This is a genomic window from Dulcicalothrix desertica PCC 7102 (assembly GCF_003991905.1).
GTDB classification, from domain to species: Bacteria; Cyanobacteriota; Cyanobacteriia; order Cyanobacteriales; family Nostocaceae; genus Dulcicalothrix; species Dulcicalothrix desertica.
This window is the reverse complement of record NZ_RSCL01000009.1, coordinates 186,186-205,947: the sequence shown is the minus strand read 5'-3', so window position 1 is coordinate 205,947 and position 19,762 is coordinate 186,186. Positions and strand designations below refer to the sequence as shown.

Annotated in this window: 19 protein-coding genes; 13 read left to right on the top strand and 6 right to left on the bottom strand. The window is 37.8% G+C overall.

Annotated elements, in window-relative coordinates; genetic code table 11:
- Positions 1–184 precede the first annotated feature (184 nt).
- The 3 genes from DSM106972_RS20255 (at position 185) to DSM106972_RS20245 (ending at position 3,565) form a co-directional block, all read left to right on the top strand.
- Positions 185–772, top strand: coding sequence for a LemA family protein (locus DSM106972_RS20255; RefSeq protein WP_127082407.1), 588 nt, complete (start codon positions 185–187; stop codon positions 770–772).
- A gap of 6 nt (positions 773–778) precedes the next feature.
- Positions 779–2,653 (top strand): M48 family metallopeptidase, encoded by a 1,875-nt coding sequence (locus DSM106972_RS20250; protein ID WP_127082406.1) that lies wholly within the window; start codon positions 779–781, stop codon positions 2,651–2,653.
- A gap of 285 nt (positions 2,654–2,938) precedes the next feature.
- Positions 2,939–3,565, top strand: a complete 627-nt coding sequence (locus tag DSM106972_RS20245) for a hypothetical protein (protein ID WP_127082405.1) — start codon at positions 2,939–2,941, stop codon at positions 3,563–3,565.
- 278 nt (positions 3,566–3,843) lie between these two features.
- Here the strand turns inward: DSM106972_RS20245 and DSM106972_RS20240 are convergent, their stop codons facing one another.
- From DSM106972_RS20240 to DSM106972_RS20230, 3 genes are all read right to left on the bottom strand, one after another.
- On the bottom strand, positions 3,844–5,472 hold the full coding sequence (locus DSM106972_RS20240; RefSeq protein WP_127082404.1) for a cyclic peptide export ABC transporter: 1,629 nt from the start codon (positions 5,470–5,472) through the stop codon (positions 3,844–3,846).
- 12 nt (positions 5,473–5,484) lie between these two features.
- Entirely contained in the window at positions 5,485–5,859 is a 375-nt protein-coding gene (locus tag DSM106972_RS20235) for a class I SAM-dependent methyltransferase (RefSeq protein WP_127082403.1), read from the bottom strand.
- A 397-nt stretch (positions 5,860–6,256) separates the two neighbouring features.
- Positions 6,257–6,880 carry a TetR/AcrR family transcriptional regulator gene (locus DSM106972_RS20230; protein WP_127082402.1) on the bottom strand — a complete coding sequence of 208 codons (624 nt, stop codon included), beginning with the start codon at positions 6,878–6,880 and terminating at the stop codon, positions 6,257–6,259.
- A 110-nt stretch (positions 6,881–6,990) separates the two neighbouring features.
- Between DSM106972_RS20230 and DSM106972_RS20225 the strand changes: the two genes are divergently transcribed.
- Positions 6,991–7,464, top strand: coding sequence for a hypothetical protein (locus DSM106972_RS20225; protein WP_127082401.1), 474 nt, complete (start codon positions 6,991–6,993; stop codon positions 7,462–7,464).
- Positions 7,465–7,468: 4 nt separating this feature from the next.
- Here DSM106972_RS20225 and DSM106972_RS20220 read toward each other — a convergent pair whose 3' ends face one another.
- Positions 7,469–8,809 carry a cytochrome P450 gene (locus DSM106972_RS20220; RefSeq protein WP_127082400.1) on the bottom strand — a complete coding sequence of 447 codons (1,341 nt, stop codon included), beginning with the start codon at positions 8,807–8,809 and terminating at the stop codon, positions 7,469–7,471.
- 170 nt (positions 8,810–8,979) lie between these two features.
- Here DSM106972_RS20220 and purB point away from each other — a divergent pair, with 170 nt between their 5' ends.
- From purB to DSM106972_RS20195, 5 genes are all read left to right on the top strand, one after another.
- Complete coding sequence (gene purB, locus DSM106972_RS20215) at positions 8,980–10,275, top strand: adenylosuccinate lyase (protein ID WP_127082399.1); 1,296 nt, start codon at positions 8,980–8,982, stop codon at positions 10,273–10,275.
- 142 nt (positions 10,276–10,417) lie between these two features.
- Complete coding sequence (locus DSM106972_RS20210) at positions 10,418–10,582, top strand: response regulator (RefSeq protein ID WP_127082398.1); 165 nt, start codon at positions 10,418–10,420, stop codon at positions 10,580–10,582.
- A 128-nt stretch (positions 10,583–10,710) separates the two neighbouring features.
- Positions 10,711–10,956, top strand: a complete 246-nt coding sequence (locus DSM106972_RS20205) for a toxin-antitoxin system protein (RefSeq protein WP_127082397.1) — start codon at positions 10,711–10,713, stop codon at positions 10,954–10,956.
- Positions 10,956–11,297 carry a type II toxin-antitoxin system PemK/MazF family toxin gene (locus tag DSM106972_RS20200; RefSeq protein ID WP_127082396.1) on the top strand — a complete coding sequence of 114 codons (342 nt, stop codon included), beginning with the start codon at positions 10,956–10,958 and terminating at the stop codon, positions 11,295–11,297. The genes DSM106972_RS20205 and DSM106972_RS20200 overlap by 1 nt, the downstream gene beginning before the upstream one ends.
- A 165-nt stretch (positions 11,298–11,462) precedes the next feature.
- On the top strand, positions 11,463–11,801 hold the full coding sequence (locus DSM106972_RS20195) for a DOPA 4,5-dioxygenase family protein (protein WP_186538726.1): 339 nt from the start codon (positions 11,463–11,465) through the stop codon (positions 11,799–11,801).
- Here DSM106972_RS20195 and DSM106972_RS20190 read toward each other — a convergent pair.
- Entirely contained in the window at positions 11,796–12,638 is an 843-nt protein-coding gene (locus tag DSM106972_RS20190; RefSeq protein WP_411675322.1) for a dienelactone hydrolase family protein, read from the bottom strand. The genes DSM106972_RS20195 and DSM106972_RS20190 overlap by 6 nt on opposite strands.
- A gap of 35 nt (positions 12,639–12,673) precedes the next feature.
- On the opposite strand from DSM106972_RS20190, the gene DSM106972_RS20185 reads away from it, so the two are divergent.
- Both DSM106972_RS20185 and pnuC read left to right on the top strand, forming a co-directional pair.
- Positions 12,674–13,684, top strand: coding sequence for an AAA family ATPase (locus DSM106972_RS20185; RefSeq protein WP_127082394.1), 1,011 nt, complete (start codon positions 12,674–12,676; stop codon positions 13,682–13,684).
- A 24-nt stretch (positions 13,685–13,708) separates the two neighbouring features.
- Positions 13,709–14,362 carry a nicotinamide riboside transporter PnuC gene (gene pnuC, locus DSM106972_RS20180; protein ID WP_127082393.1) on the top strand — a complete coding sequence of 218 codons (654 nt, stop codon included), beginning with the start codon at positions 13,709–13,711 and terminating at the stop codon, positions 14,360–14,362.
- Positions 14,363–14,392: 30 nt separating this feature from the next.
- Here the strand turns inward: pnuC and DSM106972_RS20175 are convergent, their stop codons facing one another.
- Entirely contained in the window at positions 14,393–14,944 is a 552-nt protein-coding gene (locus tag DSM106972_RS20175) for a GNAT family N-acetyltransferase (RefSeq protein WP_127082392.1), read from the bottom strand.
- Positions 14,945–15,114: 170 nt separating this feature from the next.
- Between DSM106972_RS20175 and DSM106972_RS20170 the strand changes: the two genes are divergently transcribed.
- Both DSM106972_RS20170 and DSM106972_RS20165 read left to right on the top strand, forming a co-directional pair.
- Complete coding sequence (locus tag DSM106972_RS20170; protein WP_127082391.1) at positions 15,115–16,578, top strand: peroxidase family protein; 1,464 nt, start codon at positions 15,115–15,117, stop codon at positions 16,576–16,578.
- Between the two features lie 250 nt (positions 16,579–16,828).
- On the top strand, positions 16,829–19,618 hold the full coding sequence (locus tag DSM106972_RS20165; RefSeq protein ID WP_127082390.1) for an ABC transporter substrate-binding protein: 2,790 nt from the start codon (positions 16,829–16,831) through the stop codon (positions 19,616–19,618).
- The last annotated feature ends 144 nt before the right edge of the window (positions 19,619–19,762 follow it).

The window sequence follows — 19,762 nt, the reverse complement described above, 5'->3', positions numbered from 1 at the left end:
AAGTTGGGTTCCGTTCCTCCACCCAACCTACAGTAATCCGTTACATCCGTTGTATCCGTTGCCAGTGTGGTATATGTACGTAATTATTTTTACAGATGACAAATATTATCTACTGAGAATAAAATTTGTATAAGACGGCGCCATGCCTCTTTAATAAAAAGCTCTTTTAGTTTATCGGGTATATATGGGATTAGTAATTTTTTTGGTTGTTGTGATTGCAACTGCTGCTGCTATATTCATTAATTGTTATAACGATTTGGTAAAGTTTCGGAATCGCTATAAAAATGCTTATTCTCAAATTGATGTTCAGTTGCAGCGTCGTTATGATTTAATTCCAAATTTGGTGGAGACGGCAAAGGGATATATGAAGCATGAGCGCGAAACCCTTGAGGCTGTGATTAACGCTCGAAATTCGGCTATAAATGCTAGTGGTAATGCAGCGCGTAACCCCGGAGAACCAGGAGCGATGCAACAGTTGGGTAGTGCGGAAGCTGCACTAAGTGGCGCCTTGAGTCGATTGATGGTAATTTCTGAGTCTTACCCTGAACTCAAAGCTGACCAAACGATGGCGCATGTTATGGAGGAGCTTTCTTCTACAGAGAATCGTGTTGCTTTTGCACGTCAAGCTTTTAATGATGCGGTGACTTTGTATAACACTAAGCGCGAGGTGTTTCCTAGTAATTTAATTGCTGATTCGTTTAATTTCGTTTCTGCGAATTTGTTAGAAGAAGTTGCACCCGAAGTTAGAAATGTTCCGCGCGTATCTTTTTAAGTTGCTATGAATTTTTTTGAAAATCAGGATAAGGCACGCCAAAATACTCAGCATTTATTTGCGTTCTTTGGTGTGTCTATTTTTATTATGATTGTGGCAGTTTATATTGCCATGTTGTTTTTCTTTCGTCTGGCGCCTCGTGTTTGGTGGCATCCTCAGTTATTTCTCGCAGTAGCATGTGTAACAACGGTTGCTATTGGACTTGGGAGTGCTTATAAAATTGCCTGTTTGCGTGAAGGTGGTTGGGTTATTGCTGAAGAGTTGGGGGGACGCGAAATTATAGATGATATGGCGAGTGAACGCGAGCGTCAGCTATTGAATATTGTCGAGGAAATGGCGATTGCATCGGGTATTCCCGTTCCACCTGTTTATATTCTGGATAAAGAATATAGTATTAATGCGTTTGCTGCTGGGTTTACAATTAATGATGCGGTAATTGGTGTTACTCGTGGTTGTTTGGATAGCTTTGACCGTGATGAGTTACAAGGTGTAATAGGGCATGAGTTTAGCCATATCTTGAATGGTGATATGGGTATCAATCTGCGATTGATGGGTTTGTTACACGGTATTTTATTTATTTACATCACTGGTGAATTGCTACTGCGTACTCGTGGTGGTTCGCGTGATAAAGGTATGCCTCTATGGGCGTTAGGATTGATTCTAATGGCTATTGGTGGTATTGGTTTATTATGTGGGCGCCTAATTAAAGCTGCTGTTTCTCGACAAAGAGAGTTTCTTGCTGATGCTTCTTCTGTACAGTTTACCCGTAACCCAGATGCAATTGCAGGCGCCTTGGAAAAGCTGCAAAGAATGGATACACGATTAATTTCACCTCATGCTGAAGCTGCTAGTCATATGTTCTTCGGCAAAGTCACAAATATTTACTTCTGGGAAGAAATGCTCGCAACTCATCCACCAATTCAAGAACGAATTCGTCGTGTCCGTGGAGTGAAAGTTAAACAGGCGCCTTATTCAAGAACACCCAGAAATAATTCTACTACACAAGACTCTTTAGCTATGGGGTTTGCGAGCAGTACACCAACTAGTCCATCTCAAGTTGTTGCCAAAGTCGGAACAGTGGCGCCAGAAAATTTAACTCATGCTCAAGGTTTACTCGCGCAGTTACCAGAATCTTTACGCGCAGAAGTCCGAGATACTACTAGTGCAATGGCAATTTTATTTGCGCTTGCTTTAAGTACTACAGATGCTCAACAAAAAAGTCAGATAGAGTGGCTGCGACAAGTACAACCAGAAGATATAGTAGAAAAAACCCTAACAATAAATATCAAAATCAGACTATTAAATGAAAACATTCGTTTACCCTTAGTAGATTTAACTATACCAGCATTACGACAACTGCCCACTATTGAATGCCAAAGGGTATGTAAAACGGTTCAAGGTTTAGCCAAAGCAAGCGGTAAACTAGACTTATGGGATTTTCTATTACAGTTAGTACTGTGGCATCGCTTACAATCACCCCTAAATTTCGATATGATGACAACACAAATTAATTCAATCGAAGACGTTTGGAATGATTGTTTACAGGTACTATCAGTAATAGCACGAATTGGCGACTCTAACATAGACGCAGCAACATATGCATTTCGTTCAGGAATTTATAGATTACCCAATCAAAGTCAACTAGAAAAACCAGATACACTTGTTAAATGTAATTTTGCGGAACTTAAAAAAAGCCTAGAACGTTTACGACTTGCTAACGGTAAGCTTAAACAAGCAATTGTCGATGCTTGCGCGCATACAGTATTAACAGACAGTAAAGTAACGAGTCAAGAAGCTGATTTATTACGTGCTATTTCAATGACCCTAGACTGTCCTATCCCCCCATTCTTAAACAAACACAACACATCTACCAAAAAATAATTGTCTCATGTAATTATCTTGTGGGATGGGCATCCTTGCCCGTCCAATTAAAACTATATCTATTGGACTAGGAAAAAAGTCATGTTTCAACAATTATAAGTATTATATTAAAAATTTCAGCGAATTAAGTATACAGCTAGTAATAAAAGTTTTAAGTCAAATATCTGCCATTTTAAAGATTTATTAAGCAAATTGTTGAGATTATATAGTAATTACTACACAGTCCTCGACCAAGAGAGCGGGAGCTTATATTTTAGTCACACAACTACTTTGGAGAATATATTTATGTTACAACGGCTTTCTGTATTATTAGTTCTTGCTTCTATGTCAGTGTTTGGAAGTTCCTTGACAGCTAAAGCAGAAACCCCAAGCGGTACTATATCAACTAGTGCAGCAGATTTAGTTGCTAAACCTTCAAACACATCAAACACGGCGCCTGTAACTGCACAAGTAGGGCAAACTCAGGTAGCGCAAACCATTGACCCAGGTCGTCCTACACGCGGTGTATCTAGTTATATCGGAGTTGCAGGTAATATTGGTTTAGGTGGAGATTCTGCGCTAGGTGATACTAACTTTACTGTAATTAGTAAGATTGGATTAACGAATAACTTTTCTGCACGTCCTTCTGTAGTTATTGGTGACGACCCTGTAGTTTTAGTACCTTTGACATATGACCTGACGGCACGCACAGCAGATGCTTTTGAAGATACGTTAGCTATAGCACCATTTGTTGGCGCCGGTGTGGCAATAGAAACTAGTGAAGATGCTGATGTTGGTTTGTTATTAACGGGTGGTGTTGACGTACCCTTGAGTACTAACTTCACTGCAAATGCAACTGTGAATGCTGCATTTTTAAGTGAGACTGATGTCGGTTTAGTTCTAGGTGTCGGTTACAACTTCAACGGCTTGTAAATCATTATATATAGTACTAGTGCCAAGGGTAAGGTGGGCACTAGTACTATACAGCTTTCTACAAGTTATAAGATTTTGGAGTATTTATAAGCAAACACATCAAACGTTTAACTATACCTACCATTTTATCAGGATTCTTGCCATCAAGATGATGCCCTTCTCTTCTCTTCTCTTCTATTATGGAACGGGCAAGGATGCCCATTCCACAAGATGATTAGATGCTTAATTTATTTTTTGGAAGTTTTTTAGAGTTCACGTTTAGGCGCCAATGCATATATTCAGCCATAAACACGGTTAGATTTGTCGTATTCAATTTTTCCATAATCTAGTTTAATAATGCGGTCTGCAACAGCAAAAAAGTGGTCGTCGTGACTAATTACAATCACTGTTTTACCTCGTTGCTTGAGATTCATGATAATTTGTTTATAGAAGATTTCTCTAAATATAGGGTCTTGGTCTGATGCCCATTCGTCGAATAAATAAATAGGACGGTTTTCTAAATATGCTGCAAGTAATGCTAAACGTTTACGCTGTCCTTGTGAAAGTGATGTAGTTGATAGTTTATTGTCTTTAATTTCAACTTTACTGTCTAGCTGCAATTCTCTTAAATATTCACTTGCTTGTGTTTTCGCTAATTTACTATCTAAGCCTGTGATGCGTTCAAATAAGTAGTAGTCAGAAAATACTACTGAAAAGTGCTGCCGATACCATTCGCGGTTATCGTCTGTAATTAATTTGTTATTTAGACGTATTTTACCAGATTCGGGAGTATATAATCCTGTAATGAGTTTGGCTAACGATGATTTACCGCTACCGTTACCACCAACTATAAATACGACTTCGCCTTGATTAAATGTTAAGTTTATTGGGCCAAGTGTAAATTTACTGTCTTCTTTCTCGCTTCTATATGTATGGGTGACTTCTTCTAGTTCTAATTTATTCCAATTGTGGGTGATGGGGTGCAATATAAATTGGTTGTTTTCTGTCTGCGCTGCTAGTGATAACCCCATTGTGTGTATTTTTTCTAATGCTACACTTGCTCTTGCTAACTGTTGAAGTTTATCTAATATACTTTGCATCGGTAGCATCATATACGTCAAAGTTAGCACATACGCAGAAAGTACAGATGGAGCAATACTAATAAACTGCGGTACGGTAAATAAGAGTAGTCCTATTAAAATAAAAAATAGTAAGTTTCCCCATCCTGTTGAAACTGAGTAAGTAAATAGTGCTGCTGAATTTTGATTTCGTGACTTAGCTGCACTCACTTGCAAGTCTTCAGTAAAAAAATCTTGGCGCCTAGTTGCATTCAACTTCAGTTCTTTAACACCGTCGGTTATGGCACGAAAATGTTGGAATAAATTATCTTGTTCGCCACGCGCTAGCTTCAGAAAATAATCAGCACGACCTATTAGTATCTGAACGCTTCCAACTCCCATCATTAAAAAGCCGATGGTAAAAGCAAAGACTGTGCCCGATAACCATAACATGTAACCCAAACACCCAACAATGACGGCTATATCCACACAAATAAACGGTATCGCGTAAACTGTACTTGATAAAGTTGATACATCCTCTGTTAACGTCGCCAGCAACTTTGAGGCGCCGAGTTCTTCGAGATGACGCAGTGGTGAATACAAAATTCCATCACTCAACCCTAACCGCAGCTTATATACCGCATTTTGCGAAAGCTTAATTAATAGAACTTGCGAGACTATACTGCTAACGAGAACCACTAATGCCAAAATTGGGAACTGCGTCGCCAAATCTTGAGTATAATTACCACTAATCGCACTGTTAATTAGCGCAATTAGTCGGGCAGAAGTTCCACCGCTAATTAAGCCCGTCAGAATTGCAATTGCAACCTGTATTCGTGACGCGCGCAATAGTAACCAAATCAAATTCATTTATAAATACCTTTATTTAAGCGGTGTCTCCGTTTGGTTTATATCCAGGTTGCAGAAAACTCCACCATCATTGAGTAAGTCAAATATTTCAGCGTATAAACTTCGCTTGCGTGGGTGTGTGAGGTGATGGATAGCAAAGCTAGAAACAACCACATCAAAACGACCTTTTACTATATGAAGTAAAGAGTCATCAAGTTCTGGTGTATTTATTTTTAGTAGAGACAGTAATCTCCCATCACCGGTTCCCAAGTCAAGAATATTTCTTGCCGTTTTCGGTACCAGTTCTAAAAGCACTTTCTCTCCCTCCGTGCGATGGGGGATTGTATCTGCTATAGCCAAGTAGCCTAAAGCATGGTTTTCAGATGACCAAAGGTTAGTATGAGCCATTAGGAAGTACTATTTCCATCGCAAACTTTTTTACCTTAACAAATAAAATTACTAGATTAACTAATCACGAAAAATTTCTTATTATGAACATAATTTTAGTAATCTGAGTTACATTGCTATTTGCTATACATTTCTTTATTCAGCCTCAACCCCTTGCTATCCGGTCAATTTTTCACAAATTATGGTGCCTGTTACAATTATTTTATTAATGCTCAGTAGTATCAAAATTAGCACTCGTTACCCAAATACCCTGAATTATCTTTCATTCAATCACAGTACAAAAAATGACTGAGTAAGTACGTCTTATACGTCTAATATTGCCAGCATATTTTACAGATTTACTGGCAATATTTAATACCTCAATAATGGTGATAAATCATACACCAAAAATTACAGCTTAAATTTTAGGAACAGGTACAGCTTCGTTAAATACTACACCGAAGCATATTGATACTATTTGTTCGATTTTCTCATCAAAACTAATGTTTCCAAATGCGGCGCCATCTAGTAACGTTTGAGCTAATATTACAAAAATCATACTCAATAACGCATCTGTTGCAATTGGCCGAACTGGATATTGTGCGCGTAGTTGCTGCACTATATCTAATAACATGAGTTCAGTGTTAGATAATTCTTTACCCTCTACCTCACTCACCAGTTTCTTTTGCTCTTGCATCATATGAAAAATACACTCCGTTGGATGTAATGATGCCCATTTGATTAAACCACGAATCACCATTGTAAAACGCATTAATGGTTCTGCTATATCATTACCATCAATAATTACAGCCTCTATTTGACCCAATATTCCACTTGTCAACGCTTGCGATAGTTCGTCTTTACTCTTAAAATGAGTATACAAACTCGCCTTCGACTTAAAACCCGCCCCCATTCTAATCTCATCTATTGAGGCGCCTTCGTAACCCTTCACTGTAAATAACTTCAGCGCAACCGCTAAAATTTTACTTCGACTGTCTTGCCCCTCTGCCTTTGGCGATGCTAGTAATGCACTCTCACTCATGGTTTTATGACTTTATTAATATATACCATTATGTCCGAACGTTCGGATGTTGTTTTAAAGTTAAAATATAACTTTGTGTTTTGTCAAGGAATTAGTAGGAATTAATAATTATGTTTTTCTGGGAAGAAGATTCGATAGAGTATGAATTATTCAAACAATATGAACTTCCACTGATAGCGTTAGGTGTAGATTTTAGTAACCAAGATGTTTGCGATGCGCTTGAAGGGTGTACTTATGGGTTAGAGGATGCGTTTAGAAGTGCGATTGAGTATATATTATGGTTGAAAGAACATGATAGAGAAGTGTTTCCCAACGCTGTATTAATTAGTGCGTTGCAGCGACAGTGGAAACCTTCCCATTGGCATTCTGGATATTTTGATAAACCAGATGTACAGTCTATTGGGCAAAAATGGTGGAACGGCGCCGCTAAAATGTGGGGGTGGGATATACGTAACCAGCTTGTCTCTGATGTGTGTTACGAAGACGGCAAAGAATTTATTTTATTTATGAATGGCAAGTCATTACTAGTGGAAACTGCTTGGCGTTGGGGATGGGAACGTGTACGCGAGTTTGCTGAAACGTAATATATTACCTGGGTGTAGCTTGCATTTGCATTTTGGGAGGGACTACTATTGTTAAACCTCGACGCGCTGGTTTGATAGGGCGCCTTGTTGAAGATGAAATTTGGTATTGGCTTAAAATGGTTCCTAGAATGATTTTCATTTCGTACATAGCAAATGCCATACCAATACATTGACGGTTGCCACCACCAAAGGGCAGATATTCGTAAGGTGAAAATTGGCGTTCTAAAAAACGTTCTGGAATAAATTGCTTTGGGTTGGGGAATACTTCTTTACGGTGATGCGTGAGGTAAATATTAGGGATAATCAAAGTCTTAGCAGGTAACTCATACCCCATAACATTTAAAGGAGATTTTACTACTCGACTAAAGCAAATTGTGAAAACAGGATAAATTCTCAGCGTTTCTTGACAAACTGCTGTTAAATAAGGAAGTTTGGCAAGTTGTGATGGTTCAAAGATATTTTGACTGAGTTCTTTTTGTAGTTTTTCTTGCACTTTTGGTAATTGGTCAATCCAAGATAACGCCCAAACCAAAGATGAAGCACTTGTCTCATGTCCGATTACGAGTAATGATACCAATTCATCGCGTAACTCTTCATCTGTCATTGCTTGACCGTCATCATAACGAGCAGTCATCATCAGGCTTAAAATATCTTTACGATTTTCGTCAAAGTTCTTGCGAGTTTCTTGAATATGACTATAAATTAACTCATCCACCTTTTTTAGCAGATGCATAATTCTACCCCAAGGACTCCATACACCTAAATCTTTTTTCCAAAACTGAAATAATAAGGCACCAGAAACTACAGGATGACAGACTAACTCTAAAAGTGATATCAAGCAGTTACGCAGCTTTTCTAAATGTGTACCTTCATCTAAACCAAACACAACTCGTAAAATTATGCGTAGAGTAATTTCTTGCATAGCATTACGAACATTAAAAGGTTTCGTATCTTGCCAGCGCTCAATAACTTGCTGAGTAATATCTTGAATAGTGGCGCCATATGCACGCATTCTATCACCATGAAAAGGAGGCGCCAACAATTTGCGTTGATTACGATGAGGTATACCGTCTAATACAACAACAGAATGACTACCAAAAAGATACCTTAATATTTCATTTTCGCTACCAACATCTAACTTACTGGCATCAGCAGTAAAAATTTGTTCCAGTGCTTTCGGATGACTAAAATATACAGTATGATTACCGTTCTTATTTCTGACAGTAAAATTATCACCATAAACCTTTGCAAAATCTTCCAAATATTGCAAAGGCTGAAAAACTAGTTTCATCTGACGTAACAAAGTCGGCATACTTGGACCATTAGGCAAATTTGTATCAAACATACACCAATTGATGAAGCGTTAATATAGTGCATTCATTATTGGTCGTAATGTTAGAAACGATTAACTAGAAAATCTGTACATTTTGAAACCAAATCTTTGTAGAGACCGAATTAATTCGGTCTCTACTGCGTCTCTGTGGTAAAATATAACGTTGTAATCAATGGCGGACCGTGATCGAACGTTATACCCTGCCCGAAATGGGCGCCCTTTGGACTGATGCCTACAAGTTTCAAACTTGGCTACAGGTAGAAATTGCCGTTTGTGAAGCACAAGCTCAGTTGGGTTATATCCCGCGTGAGGCAGTTGCCGAAATTAAAGCAAAAGCTAATTTTGACCCCGAACGCATCCTCGAAATTGAAGCAGAAGTCCGCCACGATGTGATTGCTTTTTTAACCAATGTTAACGAATATGTTGGTGATGCTGGACGCTACATCCACCTCGGTATGACAAGTTCTGATGTACTAGACACCGCATTAGCAGTACAAATGGTGGCGAGTTTAGATTTAATATTACGGCGCTTAGAGGATTTAATTGAAGCAATTCGTAAACGCGCAGGCGAACACCGTTATACAGTAATGATAGGACGTTCGCATGGAATCCACGCCGAACCAATGACATTTGGTTTTAAATTAGCGGGATGGTTAGCAGAAGCATTACGTAACCAAGAGCGTTTACAAAGCGTCCGCAAAAATATCGCCGTAGGTAAAATTTCCGGCGCCGTTGGTACGTATGCGAATATAGAACCGCGTGTAGAAGCATTAGCATGTGAGTCATTGGGACTTCGACCAGATGCAGCATCAACACAAGTAGTATCGCGAGATATACATGCTGAGTACGTACAGCAACTAGCATTACTAGCAGCATCTATTGAAAGATTTGCTGTAGAAATTCGTAACCTGCAAAAAACCGATGTCCTCGAAGTCGAAGAATATTTTTCTAAAGGACAAAAAGGTTCCTCAGCAATGCCACATAAACGTAACCCTATTCGTTCAGAACGTTTAACAGGAATGGCACGAATGGTTCGTAGTTATGCAGTAGCAGCAGTAGAAAACGTTGCACTTTGGCACGAACGCGACATATCCCACAGTTCAGTAGAACGAGTTATGTTACCAGATGCGTGTATAATAACGCATTTTATGCTTGTAGAAATGACCGAGCTAGTAAAGAACTTACTCGTTTATCCTGACAACATGGCCAGAAACATGAATTGTTACGGGGGTGTTGTATTTAGTCAAAGAGTCATGCTCACATTAGTAGAAAAAGGAGTACGACGCGAAGAAGCATATAAAATAGTGCAAGAAAATGCCCATATCGCATGGAATAAACTTGACGGTAACTTCCGTGATTTAATAACTCAAGACGCACGGGTAAAAGAAAAACTATCACCCCAAGAAATTGAAGCTTGTTTTAACCCACAGCACCACCTTCAACATCTAGATGAGGTATATCAAAGACTAGGAATTTAATATAAACTGTCATTCTGAGCCAATGTACACTGTCATTCTGAGCGCAGCGAAGAATCTCCTTAACTTTCAAGCTTTTTAGATGCTTCACTACGTTCAGCATGACATGATTGTAAATTAAAATAAAAACTTATTAATACAAAAAATGAAGTCGTATCCAGAAGGGCAAATTTCAGTTATTGCACTGACAGCTTATGCTAGTGCCACCCATCAAGAGCGCTCATTGCAAGCAGGGTTTACACGACACCTGACTAAACCCGTGGAACCTGATGATTTAGTTGCAGCAATTATTAATTTGGTAAAAATATAGAAAAAATAATGCTAGGGTTATTGTTAATGTCAGTTAGGCGTTTACAATCGCGGTAATCGGCGCCAATTAATCCGTCTACAAATATAATTAAAAATCATATAATATTCTAAGAGTTAAGCAGTAAAATTATGTCTCATCTTAAAATTAGTATTAACGCATCAACACATGACCACTTGGTAAAACTAGCGGAAGCTTCTGGTGAATCAATTCAGACAGTTTTAGATAAAGCAGTAGATAACTACCGTAGACATATATTCTTAACACAAGCTAATCAGGAGTTTGCAGCTTTAAAAGCTAACAAACTACTTTGGGAAGAAGAAGTTGCTGAGAGGCAAGCATGGGACGTAACTATTGCTGATGGAGTAGACGACTAGTGACTAATATTACAAGAGGTGAAATTTGGCTAATAGACCTTAATCCTGTTAGAGGTCATGAACAAGCCGGAAAACGTCCCTGTTTAATAATTTCAGTAGATTTATTTAATCAAGGTGCATCTGGTTTAATTATAGTATTGCCTATCACCTCAAAAGATAAAGGAATAATATTTCATGTGGAAGTTGTACCACCCGAAGGAGGTTTAACAATACGTAGTTTTATTAAGTGTGAAGATGTAAGGTCTATTTCTGTTGAAAGGCTAGATAAGCGTTTGGGTGCAGTTAATTCTGAAATATTGCAAGTGGTTGAAGAAAGGTTACGAATTTTAATGGGTTTATGAATGATGGTCTGTGACGCTACGAGTCTTATCGCTACGTTTAAGTTTGTTCGTAGCGTCACGCACCCTACGATTGAATATTGTTTACAATTGCGGTAATCGGCGCCAATTAATCCATTAATACTCTTATTTATAAGATACCATAAAACAAAAATCATCAAAAAAATTATGGAAATTACTGGTTTTCACGCACATGTTTACTTTGACCCCGAAACTCATGATGCAGCAGCACGTGTACGTGAAGGGTTAGGCGCCAATTTTGAGGTAACATTAGGACGTTGGCACGAGAAACCTATTGGCCCACATCCTAAGTCAATGTATCAAGTTGCGTTTGCATGTGAACAGTTTGCTCAAGTTGTTCCTTGGTTAATGTTAAACCGAGAAAATTTAGATATACTTGTTCATCCAAGCACAGGTGATGATGTGGCAGACCATACCAAACACGCTTTGTGGTTGGGTAATAAATTAGAGTTAAATGTCGAGTTTCTTCAACGAATTAATTTATAACCCATTTTGCTTAAACCATTTTTGAAGCTGTCTCCAACCATTTTTTGCCTCCTTCTCACGATATGATGGACGATAATCAGCAAAAAAGGCGTGTGGTGCATCAGGATAAACAATTATTTTAGATTTATTATTCAACTTTGCACGCATTTGCTCGACTGTGTTTAATGGAATACCCGTATCTTTACCACCATATAATCCTAAAACCGGAACAGTTAATGTAGAAGCAATATCAAGGGGATGTTGTGGGGTAATTTCTGTTTTGTCTCCTACCAGGCGCCCATACCATGCAACTCCAGCTTTAACTCTCGGATTATGTGCAGCATATAACCATGTTATTCTACCACCCCAACAGAAACCTGTAATTCCTAATTTTGAAGCATTTCCCTTAGAAGATTTTACTGCCCAGTTAACAGTCGCATCAAGGTCAGATAGCACCTGAGCATCTGGAACTGTAGCAACTATAGGACGAATTTCTTCAATGCTGGTTAATTTAGATACATCCCCCTGACGTACAAATAATTCTGGAGCTATGGCAAGATATCCTAATTTTGCAAAGCGACGAGTTACATCTTGAATATGTTCGTGAACACCAAATATTTCTTGAATGACTAAAATTATCGGAAAATTTGCACCTTTGCTAGGTTGCGCGCGGTAAGCTGGTATTTCTTCATCTGCAACAGGAATTTTTACGGCGCCTGCTATTAGTCCTTTTGTATTGGTTTTAATAACTTTGGCTGAAATAGGTTGCACGGCAAGCGCAAAACCTGTAGCGAGGGTAGCTGTTGCAATAAATTCCCTGCGGGACACTCTGTGAATGCGTCGCGTTATTTCTGGCATGATGTTTAATATATAAGTAATTCAATAGTATACCGATGAACAGTCGATATGGGTTAACACTAGGTAAATATGCTCCTCTCCATAAGGGACATCAGTTTGTCATTGAGACTGCCATTTTAGAAATGAATAAGGTAGTTGTAATGATTTATGATTCTCCTGAAGTTACTAATATTCCTCTGGCTGTTCGTGTAAATTGGTTACGTTCTATTTATCCTAGTGTTGAGGTGATTGAAGCTTGGGATGGGCCAAGTGAAACTGGACTTACTCCTGAAATTAAGAAAATGCACGAAGATTATATTATCAAGCAGTTAGCAGGGCGGAAGATTACACATTTTTATAGTAGCGAATTTTACGGTGAGCATGTTAGTGAAGCGCTTGGCGCCATAAATAGACTTGTAGACTGTGAGCGTAATACTGTGCCTATTTCTGCTACTCAAATCAGGGAAAATGCTTATGCATGTCGTTCTTATTTACATCCATTAGTATACCGTGATTTGATAAAAAATGTTGTTTTTCTTGGCGCCCCTTCAACTGGCAAAACAACGATTGCATCACAGTTAGCTCAAGAGTATAATACCGAATGGATGCCAGAATACGGACGCGAGTATTGGGAAGAGCATCAAGTTAACAAAAGACTTTCGTTGATGCAATTGGTGGAGATTGCACAAGGTCATTTAGAACGAGAAGAAGCTTTATTACGTCGAGCGAATCAATATTTATTTACAGATACAAACGCACTAACTACTTATCATTTTTCGTTATATTACCATAATGCAGCGGCGCCGGAGTTAGTACAACTTGCGATTGAATCGGCGTCACGTTATGATTTGGTGTTTGTATGTTCGGATGATATTCCGTATGATGATACTTATGACCGTTCAGAAGAGGTAAACCGTAAAATATTTCAAAGACAAATTGAGAATGAGTTGATTATTAGGAAGATTCCATTTTTTCGTTTATGTGGCAATATTGATGAGCGAGTTAAGTATGTTAAAAATGTGTTGGGTCAATATATAAAGTATAGTAATATAGTTGATTGTATATAAATGTTAGATTAAATGTTAGATTAAATGCTAGATTTTTGGAGTATTAATAATATTGCCTTTGAGGTGATTGGGTATCCAATGAGCTATATTGAGTTTATTGGAACAATTTTATATTTGTGGGCAACTTGGCTTGTTGCTAAACAAAAAATGCTGAATTGGTTTGTTGGTATTGTCAGTTCAGTGTTGTATATGGTGCTTTTTTTTCAAATCCGATTGTATTCGGATATGTTAGAGCAGTTATATTTTATCATTGTTAGTGTGTATGGGTGGTGGCGTTGGAGTACGCCTTTAAAGGATACTGGTAAAGTTTTGAGAATTAAATATAGTGAGCGGCATAAAATTATTTTTGTTGCTGCTATAACTTTAGGGGTTGCTTTTGCTTTGGGTGGTTTGATGAGTCGAGTGCATTTGTTGGTTCCTGTTTTGTTTCCGGAGAAAGCTTCTTTTCCTTTTTTGGATGCGCTTACTACTATTATGAGTTTTACGGCTATGTGGTTAATGGCGCTTAAGAGGTTGGAAAGCTGGTTTTATTGGATTGTTGTGGATGGTGTTGGGGTTTGGCTTTATTATGTTAAGGGGGTTAAGTTTGTTGCTTTGCTTTATGTGATTTTGTTGTTTTTGGCTGTGTATGGTTTTAGGTGTTGGTTGAGGGGGGGAGAGTATGAGGGGAAGCACTGAAGTGCTTATTACGACGAGGGTGTTTGGGGGTTATCCTAGTTTCATGGGGATTACTGGCGCCCCTGGTGTTGCTCCTAGTACTAGTTGTAAGCCTTCGGGTAATGCCTCTGGGTGGATAACTATGAAACCAAAGCGAGTGTAAAAGGGTATTAATTCTTTGAAACAAGATAAATAAATGGGTTCTCTTGCTTCTAAAATTAAATGCTCAATCATACATGATGCTAGTTTTTGGCGCCGGAATTCTTTTTTAACGCACAGATTAAATATTAAGGAATATTTTTTAAAGACACGTAATTCGGCACACCCAACAACGGCGCCATTATAATCGATAACCCAAAAATCAGAATAATCTTTTAATCTAACTTCATATAACAAATATATAAAGATAATAATCGCAAATACAATCGCGTTGAACCATAAGAATACACAACACAATAAAATCAGTGCCAGCGAGTAAAAATTGATGGGCAAAATGTTATTAGCCTCATTCCACGTCAGCAATAATTGTTTAATTTTCCATTTGTCCCTCGAACGCGCGCGTCGAATAAAAAAAGCAGGAGGCAAATAATAGCGATTTTGCATCTTCACGCAAAAATATAACAGTTATACAAATATAGCCTGCCAAAGCTTGCTTTGTTTGTATGGCGCCATATCGTCTATAAATAGCACCCAAAAGGGTACCGCCAATACCTTGTTGATTGCACAATACTACGAATAAGTAAAAATCAAACAAAAATCACAAGGTATACATTATGGCAAGAGGACACGGATTTAGCGCTCGCAATGGAGAAAATCAACCTCTAGGAGAGTTCACTCAAACAGGTAAATTTGGCAGATTGTTCCCTCGACTTCCTGCTTTTACTCCCAGCGTGGAAAAGCTAACTGAATTGGGTAATGCAATGATTGACCCAAATCCAGAATTACCAGAAGGCGATAATAATCAAGTTCCAGCAGGATATACTTACCTTGGTCAGTTTATAGACCATGACATTACTTTAGATACAAGCAGTTTACAAGAAGTTTTAGTTGACCCATTGGCTGTGAGAAACTTTCGCACTCCAATGCTAGACCTTGATAGTATATATGGCTCAGGACCTTTAGCACAGCCTTATCTTTATCGTTTAGATGACCCTAGCTTATTTTTAATTGGCGAAACTTCACAAGGAGGAGGAGACCCTAGCATTCCACCTGGGTTCCCTAATGATTTACCGCGCGTAAAAAGCGGTTTAGCAATTCTTGGTGATTCGCGTAACGATGAGAATTTAATAGTTGCACAGCTTCACTTGGCTTTTTTGAAGTTCCATAACAAAGTTGTTGCAGGTTTGAGAGATGGTAGTATCAAAGCACTTCATTCTATAGATAAACCAATTTTTGAGCAAGCAAGAGAGTTGGTTATTTGGCATTACCAGTGGATAGTACTCTTTGACTTCCTCGCGCGCGTTATTGACAAAGACCAATTAGAGTCTGTGTTGAAAAACGGTAGAAGATTCTTTAAATTTAAAGAGCAACCTTTTATTCCTGTAGAATTTTCTGTGGCTGCTTTCCGTCTCGGACACAGTATGATACGCGCGGTATATGATTACAACAGAGTTTTTACTCCTCTTCCTGGTGGAGTAGTACCTGCAACACTAGATTTATTATTTACTTTTACTGCTAAGTCTAACCGAGACGGCGCCATAAATGTTCCAGTTCCTAGTGACTGGATTATTGACTGGAGAAGATTCTTTGATATTGACTCGAATGTAGCAACTAATCCTAGCCGCAAATTAGACACATCTTTAGTTGACCCTCTCAAAAATATACCAAATATTCCGGCGCCTACTTCTTTAAGTGTTAGAAATTTGTTACGCGGTCGTAGCATGGGTCTACCATCGGGTCAAAGTGTTGCTCGGTTTATGAGATTCAAACCTTTATCTCCTGCTGAAATTGCTCAAGGTAAAGATGGCGCCGTTGCAGCGAAGCACAATTTGCACGTAGAATCACCTTTATGGTATTACATTCTCAAAGAAGCACAAGTTCAAGGTAAAGGGTTACGTTTAGGTCAAGTTGGAAGTCGTATTTTGGCTGAGGTGTTTGTTGGATTGCTAGAAGCTGATAGTAGTTCGTTTATAGCACGTAACCCTGAATGGAAACCAACGTTACCTGCTAAGGTACACGGTACATTTTCAATGGCTGATATGCTTAAGTTTGTTGATGATGTAAATCCTATTGGGTAATTTTATCCCCTAATTCCCAAAATTCGAGAGGCTAGAGGGATTAAAAATGTGCGTGACTTTCATATTAATAGCCAAGTATAATTTGACGTATGTGTCAACAAACCTTGACAAATAAGTCTCTTTTTACCTGAAAATACGTAATCTAACTCTAAGAAAATAGCTACAGTACAAGCAATACGTCTATAAAATAGATACATATATATAATCTCTCCAAAAGACCAGTGCCTTTAAATATCTATATATATGTAATATGAGCAACTTAGCTATAGTTATCATTAATAGCGGCAGCTTTGATGGAGGATTTAGAGTCGATTTACGCATCCGTAAGGGAATGAATGATTTTGATTATCATTTTAATGTGGCTGCGGCGCCAGATATACCTCGGTTATATGAAGAGTTTGCCACATCGTACCACCAACTAGGGAGCAAGTTTAATTTTGCTCCCATTACCATGCCCCCTGCTCAAATTACAAATTGTTCGTTAGTGGAAGACTGTCAGACAGCAGCAGAGAGATTGCAAGACAGCTTTATTTTATGGTTGGCTCAGTTTGGGTGGCAAGAAATAAGGCTGAAAATAGAGAATACTTTCAAAAGCGATGAATTTTTTCGGGTTATATTTCACTTTGATAACATTCAGAAAAATAATACACAAATTGGTAATTCGCAAATAGATAGTGCTTGTTTGAAAAAGCTACCTTGGCATTTGTGGGATTTATTTGAAAACCGGGAGAATACATATTTTGCATTAAGTCTTCAAGATACTCCAGCGAATCCACCGTTAAGATATCCAGTGAGAATATTGGCTGTGTTTGGTGGTAGCGATGAGGGACTAAAGCTAAAAGAAGATAAACAGTTATTGAATAGTTTAAGAGCGAAAGGAGCAGAAGTTACACAAATTACAAAACCAACCAGAGAACAATTAAGTGACGAGCTTTGGAACCAAAAGTGGGATGTATTATTCTTTGCTGGTCATAGTTCTAGTCATCCAGGGTTAAAAAGTGGAGAATTAGCGATTAACGATACTGAGCATTTATCGCTTAGAGATTTAAAGCAAAGTTTAAAGAAAGCAGTCAAGAAGGGTTTAAAGTTAGCTATTTTTAATTCTTGTGATGGACTTGGTTTAGCGGCAGTTCTAGATAACGTTAAAGTCCCGCAAATTATTGTAATGCGGGAACTGGTGCCCGATGAAGTCGCACGCAAATTTTTACAATATTTTTTAGAATGTTTTACCACAGGAAAATCACTGTATTCATCAGTGCGAGAAGCTTGTGAACGTTTAGAAGCATTAGAAGGTCGTTACCCGTGTGCTTCTTGGCTACCTGTTATTTATCAAAATCGTAATGCCGAACCATTACGGTGGTCTAAAAGGTCAAAAATTCTTTCATGGCTATCTAGTATTCAACGTTTTGTTGCTAGTACTTCTCGTCGCACGAAGATTTTATTAGGTTTAATGGCATTATCACTATTCTCGTTTGTTTTAATTTTAGTTTTACAGAATTATCCAAAAATTGTAACAGATTCGGAGCCACCAAAACTAATACCTACGAATAAAACGCTAGTTCAGACACCAATGACACAAGCACAAGTCAGTTTATCAAGCTACGGGCAAAAGTTTTTTACCGTTTTAAACAATAACAATAATACCAGAGAAAACGGCGCCAAAGCTTTTAAAGAAGCTCTAGACTTTTTAAAAAACGATAAAAGCTCTGCAATATTGAAATTAGATAAAGCTATTAACTATTTTTCGACATCACTTTCAAATAATCTAAATGACCCAGAAGCAAGAATTTATTTAAATAATGCTATCAGCTACTACCCCAAAGAAGAATATTCAAGTAAAATTAAATTTCTGGGTCAAAAACTTGATGTAGAGAAAAATAAATGCACTTTACCACAATCTCAAAATAATCCTATTGAAATTGCTGTTGTAATTCCACTTAGTTTTGCTGAAGCAGCTAAACCTGATATAGCCTTAGAAATGTTGCGAGGAGTAGCACAAGTCCAAAACGAGGTAAATTGTAAAGGCGGAATAAAAGATAGAATGTTGCGGGTAGCGGTTTTTGGAGATGGAAGTAAAGATGATTTAGCAACCAAAGTAGCTCAAGAAATTGTTCAACAAGATTTTCTAGCAGTCGTTGGTCATTCTACCAGTAACACAACAGCCAAAGCGGGTAATGTATACGACGAAAATAGAATAGTGGCAATATCTCCTATTAGTACTGCGGTTAGAGACTCAGTTAAAAATCATCGCACATATTTTTTAGGTAAATATATTTTTCGTACTCCAGCAAATGATATGGTTGCCATTGACACATTATTTGATTACTGGAAAAACAACGTTAATCAAAAATTTGCTATTGCTTATAGTAATAATTCTGAATATAGTAAGCTTTATAGAAATGACTTTATAAACAAACTAAATGATAAGAGTCTTTATTTTAATGACAATATGAAGTGCATTTTTAATAGTAGTAATTTTGACCAAACTGATTGTTTAAATGCAATTAGAGGTCAAGCAGGAGCTTTGTTAGTAGTACCTGGTTCAAATGACTCTCCAAAAGCATTAGATTTATTAAAAGCTTTGAATGACAGTGATAAAATTCAAGTTTTAGGTGGAGATACAATGTATAGCTCAGACACCTTATATTTAAAGGAAAAATCTAAAAATTTAATTATTGCGGTACATTGGTTAAGAAATCGTCAACAGCCAACCGAATTTGAAAAACAAGCTAAAGCTTTTTGGGGTAATGCTCCTATCAACTGGCGTACTGCTACAACATATGATGCAACTAAAGTAATTACCACAGCATTAGATAAAAGTCAGCAGTTACAAAACTCAAAAGAAAATATTCGCCAAGATTTACAGAGAATTATATCTGCTCCTGGCTTTTCTGCACAAGGCGCCTTCAATGACAATATCAGATTTGAAGAGGGCGACCGTAAAATTGACGCAAACTCCAAATTTGGTGTCATAGGTAAAGTTGAAAAAATTGGTGTCAACAAAGACGGGCAAGACCAGTATGATTTTAAACCTATTTGATGTAACTGTTCAGTCGGCGCCAATTAATTTTATTTGTAAAATTTTGTAAGTATAAAACCACCAATTGAATTTTGGATGTAACAATTTTTGTGTTTGAGAGTAATAGAAAACTCTAAAAACAAAAAACACGTGTGTAATTTGATT

Bases quoted from the DNA above. Each gene is read 5' to 3' on its own strand.
- DSM106972_RS20195 (WP_186538726.1), top strand. From the start codon at position 11,463: ATGGAAATTACTGGTTTTCACGCACATGTTTACTTTGACCCCGAAACT.
- DSM106972_RS20220 (WP_127082400.1), bottom strand. From the start codon at position 8,809: ATGTTTGATACAAATTTGCCTAATGGTCCAAGTATGCCGACTTTGTTA.
- DSM106972_RS20210 (WP_127082398.1), top strand. From the start codon at position 10,418: ATGAAGTCGTATCCAGAAGGGCAAATTTCAGTTATTGCACTGACAGCT.
- DSM106972_RS20255 (WP_127082407.1), top strand. From the start codon at position 185: ATGGGATTAGTAATTTTTTTGGTTGTTGTGATTGCAACTGCTGCTGCT.
- DSM106972_RS20225 (WP_127082401.1), top strand. From the start codon at position 6,991: ATGTTTTTCTGGGAAGAAGATTCGATAGAGTATGAATTATTCAAACAA.
- DSM106972_RS20230 (WP_127082402.1), bottom strand. From the start codon at position 6,880: ATGAGTGAGAGTGCATTACTAGCATCGCCAAAGGCAGAGGGGCAAGAC.
- DSM106972_RS20190 (WP_411675322.1), bottom strand. From the start codon at position 12,638: ATGCCAGAAATAACGCGACGCATTCACAGAGTGTCCCGCAGGGAATTT.
- DSM106972_RS20185 (WP_127082394.1), top strand. From the start codon at position 12,674: ATGAACAGTCGATATGGGTTAACACTAGGTAAATATGCTCCTCTCCAT.
- DSM106972_RS20205 (WP_127082397.1), top strand. From the start codon at position 10,711: ATGTCTCATCTTAAAATTAGTATTAACGCATCAACACATGACCACTTG.
- DSM106972_RS20245 (WP_127082405.1), top strand. From the start codon at position 2,939: ATGTTACAACGGCTTTCTGTATTATTAGTTCTTGCTTCTATGTCAGTG.
- DSM106972_RS20170 (WP_127082391.1), top strand. From the start codon at position 15,115: ATGGCAAGAGGACACGGATTTAGCGCTCGCAATGGAGAAAATCAACCT.
- DSM106972_RS20235 (WP_127082403.1), bottom strand. From the start codon at position 5,859: ATGGCTCATACTAACCTTTGGTCATCTGAAAACCATGCTTTAGGCTAC.
- DSM106972_RS20250 (WP_127082406.1), top strand. From the start codon at position 779: ATGAATTTTTTTGAAAATCAGGATAAGGCACGCCAAAATACTCAGCAT.
- DSM106972_RS20165 (WP_127082390.1), top strand. From the start codon at position 16,829: ATGAGCAACTTAGCTATAGTTATCATTAATAGCGGCAGCTTTGATGGA.
- DSM106972_RS20240 (WP_127082404.1), bottom strand. From the start codon at position 5,472: ATGAATTTGATTTGGTTACTATTGCGCGCGTCACGAATACAGGTTGCA.
- pnuC (WP_127082393.1), top strand. From the start codon at position 13,709: ATGCTAGATTTTTGGAGTATTAATAATATTGCCTTTGAGGTGATTGGG.
- DSM106972_RS20175 (WP_127082392.1), bottom strand. From the start codon at position 14,944: ATGCAAAATCGCTATTATTTGCCTCCTGCTTTTTTTATTCGACGCGCG.